The sequence below is a fragment of the Nocardiopsis metallicus genome, from assembly GCF_014201115.1.
GTDB lineage: Bacteria > Actinomycetota > Actinomycetes > Streptosporangiales > Streptosporangiaceae > Nocardiopsis > Nocardiopsis metallicus.
Map to the genome: position 1 here is coordinate 6348254 of NZ_JACHDO010000001.1, position 12147 is coordinate 6360400.

11 protein-coding genes and 1 pseudogene are annotated in these 12147 nt (G+C 66.5%); 9 read left to right on the top strand and 3 right to left on the bottom strand.

The genetic code is table 11. The features are described 5' to 3' along the window. Positions 1-16 precede the first annotated feature (16 nt). Both HNR07_RS27960 and HNR07_RS27965 read left to right on the top strand, forming a co-directional pair. Positions 17-373 (top strand): BlaI/MecI/CopY family transcriptional regulator, encoded by a 357-nt coding sequence (locus HNR07_RS27960; protein WP_184368205.1) that lies wholly within the window; start codon positions 17-19, stop codon positions 371-373. A gap of 2 nt (positions 374-375) precedes the next feature. Beyond that, entirely contained in the window at positions 376-1251 is an 876-nt protein-coding gene (locus HNR07_RS27965) for a M56 family metallopeptidase (protein ID WP_184368210.1), read from the top strand. 92 nt (positions 1252-1343) lie between these two features. Here HNR07_RS27965 and HNR07_RS27970 read toward each other — a convergent pair whose 3' ends face one another. Further along, on the bottom strand, positions 1344-2318 hold the full coding sequence (locus HNR07_RS27970) for a hypothetical protein (RefSeq protein WP_246420533.1): 975 nt from the start codon (positions 2316-2318) through the stop codon (positions 1344-1346). A 215-nt stretch (positions 2319-2533) separates the two neighbouring features. Between HNR07_RS27970 and HNR07_RS27975 the strand changes: the two genes are divergently transcribed. From HNR07_RS27975 to HNR07_RS27985, 3 genes are all read left to right on the top strand, one after another. Next, positions 2534-3199: a GNAT family N-acetyltransferase gene (locus tag HNR07_RS27975; protein WP_221318960.1), complete on the top strand. Its 666-nt coding sequence runs from the start codon at positions 2534-2536 to the stop codon at positions 3197-3199. 133 nt (positions 3200-3332) lie between these two features. Then, positions 3333-4955 (top strand): murein biosynthesis integral membrane protein MurJ, encoded by a 1623-nt coding sequence (gene murJ / locus HNR07_RS27980; RefSeq protein WP_246420535.1) that lies wholly within the window; start codon positions 3333-3335, stop codon positions 4953-4955. A 704-nt stretch (positions 4956-5659) separates the two neighbouring features. Next, positions 5660-6142, top strand: a complete 483-nt coding sequence (locus HNR07_RS27985) for a DUF2637 domain-containing protein (protein ID WP_246420537.1) — start codon at positions 5660-5662, stop codon at positions 6140-6142. A gap of 1240 nt (positions 6143-7382) precedes the next feature. On the opposite strand, the gene HNR07_RS34490 is transcribed toward HNR07_RS27985, so the two are convergent. Further along, positions 7383-7688 (bottom strand): FAD-dependent oxidoreductase, encoded by a 306-nt coding sequence (locus HNR07_RS34490; protein WP_312893998.1) that lies wholly within the window; start codon positions 7686-7688, stop codon positions 7383-7385. After that, positions 7685-8086, bottom strand: a pseudogene (locus tag HNR07_RS34495) (FAD-dependent oxidoreductase); the annotation flags it as partial. The pseudogene HNR07_RS34495 and the gene HNR07_RS34490, both read right to left, overlap by 4 nt. A gap of 161 nt (positions 8087-8247) precedes the next feature. On the opposite strand from HNR07_RS34495, the gene HNR07_RS27995 reads away from it, so the two are divergent. The 4 genes from HNR07_RS27995 to HNR07_RS28010 are packed head-to-tail and all read left to right on the top strand — an operon-like array spanning position 8248 to position 12077. Then, a complete protein-coding gene (locus HNR07_RS27995; RefSeq protein ID WP_184368216.1) occupies positions 8248-8460 on the top strand; it encodes a heavy-metal-associated domain-containing protein in 213 nt (70 codons plus the stop codon). Position 8461: 1 nt separating this feature from the next. Beyond that, positions 8462-9463 (top strand): heavy-metal-associated domain-containing protein, encoded by a 1002-nt coding sequence (locus tag HNR07_RS28000; protein ID WP_184368219.1) that lies wholly within the window; start codon positions 8462-8464, stop codon positions 9461-9463. Continuing rightward, entirely contained in the window at positions 9453-11780 is a 2328-nt protein-coding gene (locus tag HNR07_RS28005) for a heavy metal translocating P-type ATPase (RefSeq protein ID WP_221318961.1), read from the top strand. The genes HNR07_RS28000 and HNR07_RS28005 overlap by 11 nt, the downstream gene beginning before the upstream one ends. A 33-nt stretch (positions 11781-11813) precedes the next feature. Then, the gene (locus HNR07_RS28010; protein WP_184368225.1) at positions 11814-12077 is read left to right on the top strand and encodes a hypothetical protein; all 264 of its coding nucleotides are present in this window, start codon (positions 11814-11816) and stop codon (positions 12075-12077) included. The last annotated feature ends 70 nt before the right edge of the window (positions 12078-12147 follow it).

Genomic DNA, 12147 nt, shown 5'->3' on the forward strand with positions numbered 1-12147 from the left:
AAAGCCTGAGGATGAGATGACACGCAAGAAGCTCGGCCAACTGGAGGCCGAGGTGCTGGCCGTACTGGCGGGCGCCCAGGGCCACCTCTCGACGGGGGAACTGCTTGACAGACTCGACGGCGCCCCCGCCTACACCACGGTCAACACCGTCCTGTTCCGGCTTCTGGACAAGAAGATGGTCGAACGCTCCCAACGGGGCAGGGCTTTCGTCTACCGCCTTGTCGTCGACGAGTCCGAACTGGTGGCCGAGCGCATGTTCGACCACCTTCGTGTGGCCAGCGATCCCTCCAGTGTCCTCAACCAGTTCGTCCACGGGCTCAGCACCTCGGAGGAGAAGGCCCTTCGTGCGCTCCTGAACCGGCGTGAGGAGTAGTCGTGAATTGGCTGACCTTTGCTCCCGCCCTGCTCCTGACAGCGCTGAGCCTGGCCCTCGCATGGAGACCCCTGCCCGTCCACCCATTCTGGTCAGCGCGCATCCTCACCATCTCGGCGGTGTCCACGGCACTGGCCGTCCTGAGTACGACGTTCCTGTTGGCGGCGGCGTACATCGTGAGGCTGCTGCCCGCCGACTCGGTCCTGGCCTCGGCCAAGGGCAGGCTCCTCCTCGACCATCCGGTGCCGGCCAATGTGGGCCTCATGGCTCTGCTCCTGTTGACCATCGGCCTTTTCGGGACCATCCGTGTGGGCGTGGGGTGGTGGAGGGACATACGATCCGTGCGCACGAACGCCTCCAGCATCACGGGCCAGGAACAGCCGCTGGCGGTAGCCGTTCCCGGGCACCGCGGCGGAGTACTGGTCTCCAAAGGCATGATGCGGATGCTGTCCCGGGAAGAACTCCAGGTGGTCTTTCGCCATGAGCACTCGCACCTGCGTCACGGGCACCACGTCTACACTGTCCTGGGTGCCTTCTCCGCCGCGGTCTTCCCTCCGCTGAACCCGCTCCACAGGTCGCTGCGCCTGGCGCTGGAGCGCTGGGCGGACGAGGACGCCGCCGCGGCCACGGGGGACCGGGAACTGGTCGCCCACACCATCGCCCGTGTGGCACTGGCCGCCCCCGCTCCCCGCTCCACCTGGCACCTGGCCTTCGCCCAGTCCCCGGTGGTCCACCGCGTGGAGGCCCTGCTCGGTGACGCCCCGTCGGGCAGTCCTGTGGCCGGCCCGGCCCTCCTGGGCGGCACGGGAGTCGCCTCGGGCGGTATCGCCTCCAGCTGTGTCCAGCTCCACCACCTCTTCACCCTCCTGTTGATCTGAACGGCCGGTAACGGGCTTGTCGTACGGGTCGTCCGCGCCCGCGCGGTGTCCGTCCCCTGGCCCCCGCCTGTGTCGGTGCTTGCTCGGATCCCCTACTGCTTGAATCCGATATGCAGGTGATCCTGGTGCACGGTGTCAGTGAAGGACGCCCCCGCTGAGGTCGAGAGCGCCCAGGGTCCACCGACCTCGGTGGCCCCTTCGGCCAGCGCGAGTTCCATCAACGTGCGGGCGGGGCTGGCTTCCTCAAGGGATCGCAGGTCAGAGACCGAGACTTGGTCGACGGCCCAGATGTCCACCGCCCGGCCGTTGATGTGATTGCTGACCGAGTCGCTGCCGAAGACGTTGATCGGGTGCCCGGTGGAAAGGACCGCCACCGAGATCGTGTGCTCGGCCGAAAGGGAGAGCATCATCTCCAGTGTCCGATCGTCGATGTCCCCCGCGAGGATGTCCCAGCGTGAGCTGTCCGGCAGCTGGATCCGGTCGGAGGCCAGTACGCGTGCGGCCGCATCGGACGGTGTCGCCTCGGTTCCGGGCGGTGCGCCTCCCTCCGACGCGATCTCGGTGACGGTCCAGCCCCGTTCCTGCTGTTCGAGGCGGACGTCGATGGTGCGTGTCCAGGCGGACAGCTCCTGCTCTCGAAGGGTGGTGAACTCGACCACGGTCATGACGGAGGCTTCGTCCTCCGTCAGCCCGCCCAACTGCGGGTAGATGACCTGGGTCGCGGCCGCCGTACCGGGGGAGAGGAGCGAGGTGTCCAGCCGGTCCGTGCTGTGGAGGACACCGGCGGCTTCCAAACGCTCGCGTGCTGCCTCCGGGGTACCGTCCTCCGCTTCGTAGTTGAACGCGGCTTCGAGGAAACGAGCCGCGGTCCGCTTCGCCTCCAGAGCGGGTTCGTCCTCGGCCACCTCGAACGCCGACACGGCCGGCAGCGTCGGCGCGGGGTCGGTCTCGTCCGTGTCGGAGGACGACTGTTGCGCCTCCTGCCCGGCGAAGGCACAGGAGGCGAGGGAAAAGGTGATCGCGGTCAGGGCCGCGACGCGTCGCAGTATCAACGTGATCCGTCCCAAGGGGGTCCTTCTTCTGCTGGGCGGTCGTCGACCGCGCCACGTGTTCGAGGTGGTGTGTCGGCACGATCGAAGGCGCTCAGCGCTGGGGGAGGATCGTGCGACACTGCTACTACACTAGTAGTAAGTCTCCTGGGCGGCCTCGCTCGCGACACCTTCGGGGAAAGCGTGAGGGCAGGCCTTGCCAAGATCTATTACAAGTGTAGTAGGTTGCGGTCATGCCCTCCTTTCCACCTACGGAGACGCCCGTGGTCTCGCTGCGCGTCATGGAACTGCGGGATGTGCCCATAGCGGTCCACCTGCACCGACTGAACCTGCCCGCGGGGTTCTTCGTCGAACTCGGCGATAGATTCCTCGAGCGTTACTACCGGACCTTCCTCACCAGCCCCGCGGCGGTGGCACTCATCGCCGAGGTCGACGGCCGACCCGCTGGATTCCTCGTCGGATCGCTGGACGAGGTGGTACATCACCATCACATGCTTCAACTGGAGCGCTGGAGACTCGCTCGTGCGGGGATGATGTCGCTGCTCGTACGGCCAGAACTGACCATGCGTTTCGTTCGCACGCGTGCTCGGCGCTACGTCAGGGGCGTTCGGCGCTCCACCACCGGGACGAACGCGGAGCAGGGGGAGCGACTCCGGACCGGGGTCCTCAGCCATGTCGTGGTTGACGAGAACATACGCCGGGCAGGGGTGGGGGCCCTTCTGGTCGAGCGGTTCGCCGCCATCGCCCGCCTCCACGGTTCCCAGAGACTCAGGCTCTACACCAGCAGCGACAACGAGCCGGCGAAGCGGTTCTACGAGCGCCTGAGTTGGAAGTCCCAGCCGGACCAGGCGGACATGGACGGCAAGCTGTGGACGCCCTTCGTTCTCGAGCTGGAGTGACCATGAGCACACCGGGCGCCCCTGCGGCACTGACATGGTTCGACCACCACGCGGACGAGAACAGGGGCCACGCCTGGTGACGGCACCCTCCACGGAACCACGCAAACCGGACCTGGCGAGGTCCAGCGGTGTCATGGCTGTCGGTACCGCCGTCTCCCGGGTCAGCGGATTCGGACGTACGGTCGTCCTTGCGGCGGCGTTGGGGACCCAGCTTCTGGGGGACGCCTACAACACCGCCAACACGATCCCCTTCGTCGTCTACGACCTGCTCATCGGCGGTCTGATGGCCAGCGTCATCGTGCCGTTCCTGGTCAGGCGCCGCAAGCGCGACCCCGACGGGGGGTATGCCACCGAGCAGCGCGTTTTCACCATGGCACTCATCGCCCTCCTGGTGCTGGCGTCCGCGGCGGTCCTGGCCGCGGAGCCGCTGATCCGCCTCTACGCCGGGGAGTTCACCGACGCCCAGTTCGACGTCGCCGTGCTACTTGCCCGCTTCCTGCTGGCCCAGATCTTCTTCATCGGGCTGAGCGGTGTGTCCGGAGCCCTGCTCAACACCCGTGGCAGGTTCGGCGCTCCCGTGTGGGCCCCAGTCCTCAACAACGTCGTCATCATCTGTGTCGGGCTCACCTTCATCGCCGTCTCGGGCTCGGGAGTCACCACCGGGACGATCACCGACAGGCAGGTCGTCCTGCTGGGGCTCGGAACGGCGGGGGCCATGGCGCTCCAGGCCCTCACACTGCAGTGGGCGCTGCGCGCGGCCGGGTTCCGATGGAGGCCGCGTCTCGACCTACGGGGTTCGGGACTCGGCGAGGCACTGCGCGCGGCCGGCTGGATGTTCGTGCTCGTGTGCACCATGCAGACAGGGTTCCTGATCACCGCCAATATCGCCAACCGGGCGGGTGTCGCGGCGGCCACCGGGGACGCGGGCGTCGGCGCGGGCCTGACCGCCTACAACTACGCCTACCAGTTGTTCCAGCTGCCCTACGCGGTCGTGGCCGTCTCGGTCATCACCGTCCTGCTGCCACGGATGAGCGCGCACGCCGCCGACAACGCGTGGCGAAGGGTGCGCGACGACTTCTCGCGTGGTCTGAGAACGGTCTCGGTCCTGCTCGTCCCCATCGCGCTTCTGATGGCCGTCTACGCCGTTCCGCTGTGCGTCCTGGTGTTTGCCCGCGGCAACACGTCGGTCGAAGACGCCCGCGCCATCGGCCGTGTCCTCACCGTCTTCACCCTGGGACTGGTCCCCTTCACCGGCTACCAGCTGATGCTGCGCGTCTTCTACGCCTCCGGGGACACGCGTACCCCGGCGCTGACCAGTCTCGCCAACGTCGCGGTGCACGCCGCGACCGCCGTTGCCTCCTACTGGTTCCTTCCACCCCACCAGGTCGTGATGGGGATCGCGGCCGGGTTCATGCTCTCCTACGTGTGTGGGTTGCTCATCGGGGGCGCCGTGCTCAGCCGCAGACTGGGGGGAGTCGACGGGAAGCGGATCACGTGGACGGTGGTCCGGCTGCACATGGCGGCGGTTCCCTCCGCGTTGCTGGCCGGGGGCGCGCTGTTTCTGGCCGCGAATTGGTTCGCGGGTGAGGCGGTCGCGGCCGTGTCCGCGATGGCGGTCGGGGTCGTATGCGGGATCCCGCTGTTCCTGTTGTTGGGACGCTTTCTGCGCATTGAGGAAGTCGGCGTCGTGACGGCGATGGTGCGTGACCGGGTGACTCGCTCGCGGGTTACCACCGTGGAGACCGGCGACCGATGATGAACACGCTCCGGAGGAACCGTGCCAGGCGTGTCGGGTGCTTCTTCGGGCACACAGGTGCGTGATGTTGCGGTACGGGAACGCCGGGGCTCGTGAGGACGGCGCGGGACTACCGCTGTATCGCCCGGCGGGCTCCAAGAGCATCAGATCGGGCACAAGCCGCGCGACGTCTTCGTCCGTGAGGACGCAGTCACCGGTCGCCTCGGCCCGCTCCTGATCAGAGTCTCAGCACCAACGGGTGTTCCCTTGGAGGAGGTCAACTTCCCTCGTCGAGTACCCGACCAGGTCGCCGCTTGCCGAGCAGCGGGACTGAAGCTCAGGTACGACCCGATCGAACAGACACTGAGTACCGACACCGAGAGGGGGAGGATCGTGCTCTGGGTCTAGGACTTCCTCGGCTTCGATAGCTCTGCGGGGAGCCGAACCGTATCGAACCCCCACGAAAAATATGCACTCCCATGCATAGATCTCGAATATTAGGGAGAGTGCGAAACGAAAGATCCCAGGACACCAGTCCCTGGGATCTTGTAGTGAAGAATTTTTATGTAGTATTATGTATAATTCTGTGTTCGAAGGGGGGTCGAACCATCCCCCTGCAGGACCCGAGCCCGTTGGTTCTGAGCACGGATCTGTCGCTGGACGGGTGGTGACCTGTGATGGAGTCTTCCCGTTGTTTCCGCTGGACAGCCATCGTTGCTGTGCTGATGCTGGCTGTGATCGCGGCGGTGGTGTCGTGCTCGCACATGTACGAACTCGCCCTGCGCCACGGTGAGCCCGAGTGGCGCGCGGCCCTGTTCCCGCTCTCGGTCGACGGCATGATCGTCGCCTCCTCCATGACTCTGCTGAGCGATGCGCGCAACGGCCGCAAGGGCGGTGTCTTGCCTTGGACACTGTTGATCATCGGGTCGGCCGCGTCCCTGGCGGCCAACGTCGCGGTGGCCGACCCGACGATGTGGTCGAGGATCATCCATGCTTGGCTGTGCTTCGCGCTGATCGGTGCGTACGAACTGCTCATACGGGCGTTCCGCACAGCGGCCAGGTGCGTACGCAGAGCGTACGCACACCGAAGAGGTCTCTTCGGCTCCCGAAGACCAAGCGCAGGCGGAGGAGACAGGGCTGTACGTCGTTCGCGAACAGCACACCGGAACACCCGACGGAAGCAAACCGAGCCACCCTGCGCCGCCTGAGATCCAGGTGCGCGCATGGCGATGGGCCTTGGAACAGCAAAGAGAGCAGGGGGCGCTGCCCACGGGAGATCAGATTGCGAAGGCTTTCGGCCGTAAACCCCGGTGGGGCAGGCTGATCAGCCAGTGGGGGCGAAAGGGCAAGTTCGACCAAGCCCTGGTTCAGGAAGACGAGTTCCCAGCGTCTTCCGCCTCTTCCGTATGACTGGCCACGTCGGCTCTGGCCTCGATCCGTACTGATCAATCAGCAGAACGGCGAGTGTTGTTCTGGCCTTACCGGTACGAGGCGAGGTGTGCAGGGCTCTGGCAGAGCTCTGCACACCGTCTGAAGAGGAAGGGAACGATGACGCTGGCTAATCAGGCCACCGATGGGCAGGTTCTCGACTCAGAACTCCCACGTGAGTACAACCCCAGGTCCTACACATCCGAAGAACTCTTGATCAGCTTCGCTCAGGGCAGTGTCCGGAGAGGATGACGCGCAGTCGCAGTCGCAGGCACAGACGCAGCAGGCGAAGCGGCACAGCGATTTCAGCGGAACCGGAACCGCAGACGGACTTGCAGGGGGTCACAGGCGTTGTCGCTTTGCTCATGCTTCGAGGATACCCCCAGGAGGTATAAGAATAACCGATCGGGAATCAGGCCGAGCGGCGTCACCGGTCAGCGCATCCCGTGGATGGTCCTGAAAGGCCTGTGCGGGCTCCACCGTGTAAATGACTTCCTCATCGGGTCATCCACTTCGTGCATGGTCTGGCACCGTCTGTGGACCGCGCATGTTTCCCTGCGGTTGCCAACGCAACCCGGTCGACTCCCTCGGGCGCTTGGGCTCGCACGCTGGCCGCTCACGGACACGCGTGCAGGCGTGGTGCCCACTCTTGGACGAGTCGAATTGCACCGATCCCGACCGCTCCTACCGTCCTACCCTCTACCTCGTGGACGACCAGCAACGGATCGGTCGACACACAGCGCTCGCACGCTCCTGAACCGTTGTGTCCGACACAGGTGAGCGTGTGGCCGAAGATGCGCGCCACGAAGTTCGCGCGTGGCAAGTAGGGTCCGGGGTCGGCGCCGAGCCCGAGGTCGTGCAGCAGGGTGCGGGCGGCGTGCCCGCCTTGCGCGGCGGCGTCGTCCCAGTGGTCGATCCGCCAGGGCCCCAGCGGGCCGCCGTGATGGAAGGCAACGCCTCCGGTTCCATAAAACCGCGGCGCACCGGCGACGCGGAGTCGGGCGCCGACGTCGACGCCGCTCAGCCAGGGCTGCAGTGCGATGGGGCGGTGCCGTTCGCTGCGATGACGAGGTCGGCGTCCAGGCGTGTTCCGTCATCGAGGGTGAGGCCGATGTGGGCATCGCTGAGCCTTACGGCGACGGGTTGACGTGCGAAGTACGTCGAGACGTGCGTGCGGTGCAGGTCGGCTACCCGCTGGGCGACCAGGTCGCCCAGCGCGGTGCGTCCCGGAGTGTTTGAGCGGGACAAGAGTGCGATGCCGTGTCTGGCCTGGTGCAGCAGGGAGGCGGTCTCAGCAGCTACCAGTCCGGCACCCAGAATTATCACGCGTGCCGGGTGGGGGTGCGGGCGAGCCGGTCGCGCACGCGTAGCGCGTCGTGCATCGAGTGCAGCGTGGTCAGGCGCCCTGCCCTCGCGGCGGCGTGGACGCCGCGCGGATCGACGTTCAGGTGCCTGGGGGTGCTGCCGGTCGCCACGATGAGGGCATCGAAGCCCAAGGTCGCGCCTGAGTCGAGGTGTACCTCACGTGCGGCGACGTCGACTCGGCGGGCGGTGCCGACCACGAAGGGCTCCCCCGGGGGCGACAACGTGGCCTGCTCTGGCGTTATGAGCCCAACGGCCACCCCCTTGTTCACCAGGGTCCGATTGTAGGGCGCCTGGTTGCTGGCACCGACGAGTGTGACTCCGACTCCGCTGGTCGTGACGAGTTCTCGGCTGCCGCTGTTCCCGCCGCTCCCGCGCCGAGGACCACTACCTGGTGTGTCGACATGACTCTCCTGCTGTTGCGTTTCGCTTGACCCTTATACCCCTAGAGGGTATATCTGGGATTGTAAACATACCCCTCGGGGGTACAGGATGTTGATCGTTGAGAAGCGAGGCCAACCGGATGAGTGCCACTCAGACCTACGCCGTAACGGGGATGACGTGCGGACACTGCGAGGGGGCAGTCCGCACCGAGGTGTCCCGCGTTTCGGGAGTCGCCAAGGTCGAGGTCAGCTCCGCTATGGGCCGCCTGATCGTCACCGCGGGCGAGCAGATCGATGACGCGGCCGTGATCGCCGCGGTCGAAGAGGCCGGATACGCGGCCACGAGGAACTGACGTGAACGCACCAACGAAGCTGGCTCTGTACGGGCTGGCCCTGGTGACGGTGTTCGCGGTCGCTGGATTCACAGCGAACGCGGTGGTCCCCGAAGAGACTGTTCGCAACTGGTCGGAGGAGACCACGGACCACGGTCAGCACGGCCAGGGAGGCGACGCGAACGCCGCCGGACATGGGGCACCCACGGGCGATGCGGCCTCACTCGGGCTCGGCCTCGCCCAAGACGGCCATCAGCTCACCGGGGTGAGCGCCCCGCAGGAGCCGGGCATCGAGGGCGAGCTGACTTTCGCGGTGAGTACGCGCGAGGGAGAGCCGGTAACGGAATTCGAGCTCAATCACGAGAAGCTGATGCATCTGATCGCCGTCCGCGCGGATGGACAGCACTTCCGGCACGTCCATCCTGAACTGGACGCCGATGGCACCTGGTCGATCCCTTGGGAATGGGAGGAGGCCGGAACCTATCGCATCTTCGCGGACTTCGTGCCATCAGTGGCCGGGGAGGACATGACCCTGTCGACGACGGTGCAGGTGGCTGGTGACTACGCTGCGGTGCCTGCCAATGAACCGGTCACCGAAACGAGCGCGGGTGGTTTCGACGTCAGCGTGCGGGGAGACCTGGTCGCGGGTGAGCCCTCGGAGCTGACCGTGTCCGTGGCCCGTGATGGTGAGCCGGTCACGAACCTGGAGCCCTACCTGGGGGCCTTCGGCCACTTGGTGGCGCTTCGTGATGGGGACCTGGCCTACTTGCACGTCCACCCGTACGGCACCGAGCCCGAGGCCGGGCAGACCGCTGGTCCGGACATCGCGTTCGAGGCCACCGCGCCCACCGAGGGCCGTTACCTGCTGTACCTGGACTTCCAGGTTGACGGACAGGTGCACACCGCCCCGCTGGTCATCGACACGACCGCCAACCCATCGCAGAGTCCAAGCGAGGACGGCCACTCCGGTGACGTCTCGGGAACCGGTGACGAGCGCCAGGACGGAGATGACCATGACCACTGAACCCGCCACCAGCACAACCAACGGCAGCATCGAGTTGCAGATCGGCGGCATGACGTGTGCCTCGTGCGCGAACCGGATCGAGAAGAAACTCAACAAGCTCGACGGCGTCACCGCCAGCGTCAACTACGCCACTGAGAAGGCCAGCATCACCGGGCCAGCGGAGCTGGACCCCCAAGCGCTCATCTCCGAGGTGGAAAGGACCGGCTACACGGCCTCGCTTCCCGCCGCACCCCAAGCCAGCACGGGGAGCTCTGAGAACGAGAGCGAGTCGCGCGAGGAAACGGAGCTGCGTGCCCTCAAACAGCGGCTGATCGGTGCTGCGAGCCTGGCGGTGCCGGTCATCGCGATGGCGATGATTCCCGCGCTGCAGTTCGACTACTGGGGTTTTGCCTCCCTGGTACTGGCCGCCCCCGTTGTGGTCTGGGCGGGATGGCCCTTCCACAAGGCGGCCTGGACCAATCTCAAGCACGGCGCGGCCACGATGGACACCCTCATCTCCGTGGGTACCACTGCAGCGCTCATCTGGTCGATCATCGCCTTGTTCCTGGGCACGGCCGGACAGCCGGGCGTGGTCCATCCCTTCGAGCTGACGATCTCGCGCAGTGACGGCTTCGGGCATATCTACCTTGAAGTCGGCGCGGGGGTGATCACCTTCATCCTCCTGGGCCGTTACTTCGAAAAGCGCTCCAAGCGCCGTGCCGGTGCCGCGCTGCGTGCCCTGCTCGAACTTGGTGCGAAAGAAGCCTCCGTCCTGCGCGAGGGCAAGGAACAGCGGATCTCGATCGATGAGCTCGCCGTGGGGGACGAGTTCGTCGTCCGTCCCGGGGAGAAGATCGCCACCGACGGGGTGATCACCTCGGGTCGCTCCGCGATCGATACCTCGATGCTCACCGGCGAATCCGTGCCGGTGGAAGTCACCGAGGGCGACAACGTCACGGGTGCCACCGTCAACGCTGGAGGTCGCCTGGTCGTCAAGGCCACGCGAGTGGGCTCCGATACGCAGTTGGCGCAAATGGCCCAGATGGTCGAGGACGCTCAGTCCGGCAAAGCCGAGATCCAACGCCTGGCCGACCGGGTCTCCGGGGTGTTCGTGCCGATCGCCATCGCGATCGCCGTGGGCGCGCTGGGAGCGTGGATCGGAGCCGGGTTCCCGCTCAGCGCCGGATTCACCGCGGCAGTGGCCGTACTGATCATCGCCTGCCCGTGCGCTTTGGGGCTGGCCACCCCGACCGCGCTGCTGGTCGGAACCGGGCGCGGCGCGCAGATGGGCGTGCTCATCAAGGGCCCCGAAATCCTGGAGTCCACGCGCAAGGTCGACACCGTCGTGCTGGACAAGACCGGCACCGTCACCACCGGCAAGATGACCCTGACCGAGGTGATCGCCGCCGAAGGGGTGAACCGCGCCGAGCTGCTGCGCCTGGCTGGCGGCTTGGAGGACTACTCCGAGCACCCCATCGCCCAGGCCATCGCCGCAGGTGCGGCCTTTGAGGTCGGTGAGCTTGCTGCTCCGGAGTCCTTCGACAACATCGAGGGTCAGGGTGTGCAGGGCGTGGTCGAGGGGCACGCTGTCGTCGCGGGCCGCGAGACGCTGTTGGCTGAGTGGTCCCTGGCTCTTGACGAGGACCTGCGTGCGGCCAAGCGGGCCGCCGAGGCCGAGGGTAAGACCGCGATCGCGGTCGGCTGGGACGGTGCCGCGCGCGGTGTGCTGGTGGTCTCCGACCAGATCAAGACCACCTCCGCCGAGGCGATCGCCCAGTTCAAGAAGCTTGGCCTGACCCCGGTGCTTCTGACCGGGGACAACCAGGCGGTGGCCGAGCAGGTCGCCGCCGAGGTCGGCATCGAGCGTGTGATCGCCGAGGTGCTTCCCAAGGACAAGGTCGACGTCGTCGCCCGGTTCCAGGGAGAGGGCAGGGTCGTGGCGATGGTCGGCGACGGCGTCAACGACGCCCCCGCCCTGGCCCAAGCCGATCTGGGGCTGGCCATGGGCACCGGAACCGACGTGGCGATCGAAGCCGCCGACATCACCCTGGTCCGCGGCGATCTGCGGGCGGCGGCGGACGCGATCCGCCTGGCTCGTCGGACGCTGCGCACCATCAAGACCAACCTGTTCTGGGCCTTCGCCTACAACACCTCGGCGATCCCGCTGGCCGCCTTCGGACTGCTCAATCCCATGCTGGCCGGAGCGGCGATGGCCTTCTCCAGCGTCTGCGTGGTCGGCAACAGCCTGCGCCTGCGCAGCTTCAAGGCTCACGCCGACGCGATCCAGGCATCCTCGCCCACCAACCAGGCGCCAGCCCGCCAACCGATGAATGCCTGACAGCGAACCGAACACCGTAGAAAAGGACTTCTCATGACGACTCCAGGAAACCGCGACCACGACAGCACCGCCAAGGCGGGAGACTGCTGCGGCCACGCACCAACAAAGGAGGACCTGGCTTCCGCAGCGGGTCAAGACGTCGCCGAGTGCCCGGTCATGGTCGGTACTCCAGTGATCAAGTCCCAGGCCGAAGAACTCGGTCTCTATCGCGACCACAACGGTCAACGGTACTGGCTGTGCTGCGACTCCTGCGGCCCGCTGTTCGACGCCGACCCCCAGCTTTACGCCACCGCGTGACCCACACCCGACCCGGTGCTTTTCGGAAGGCGGCCTTTCGGAAAGCACCGGCCCCTCGCCCAAGAGCGGT

What these genes read in the sequence shown, in the direction of transcription:
- HNR07_RS28010 (WP_184368225.1), top strand. Translation starts at nt 11,814, where the DNA reads ATGACGACTCCAGGAAACCGCGACCACGACAGCACCGCCAAGGCGGGA.
- HNR07_RS27975 (WP_221318960.1), top strand. Translation starts at nt 2,534, where the DNA reads ATGCCCTCCTTTCCACCTACGGAGACGCCCGTGGTCTCGCTGCGCGTC.
- HNR07_RS28005 (WP_221318961.1), top strand. Translation starts at nt 9,453, where the DNA reads ATGACCACTGAACCCGCCACCAGCACAACCAACGGCAGCATCGAGTTG.
- murJ (WP_246420535.1), top strand. Translation starts at nt 3,333, where the DNA reads ATGGCTGTCGGTACCGCCGTCTCCCGGGTCAGCGGATTCGGACGTACG.
- HNR07_RS27985 (WP_246420537.1), top strand. Translation starts at nt 5,660, where the DNA reads ATGCTGGCTGTGATCGCGGCGGTGGTGTCGTGCTCGCACATGTACGAA.
- HNR07_RS27995 (WP_184368216.1), top strand. Translation starts at nt 8,248, where the DNA reads ATGAGTGCCACTCAGACCTACGCCGTAACGGGGATGACGTGCGGACAC.
- HNR07_RS27960 (WP_184368205.1), top strand. Translation starts at nt 17, where the DNA reads ATGACACGCAAGAAGCTCGGCCAACTGGAGGCCGAGGTGCTGGCCGTA.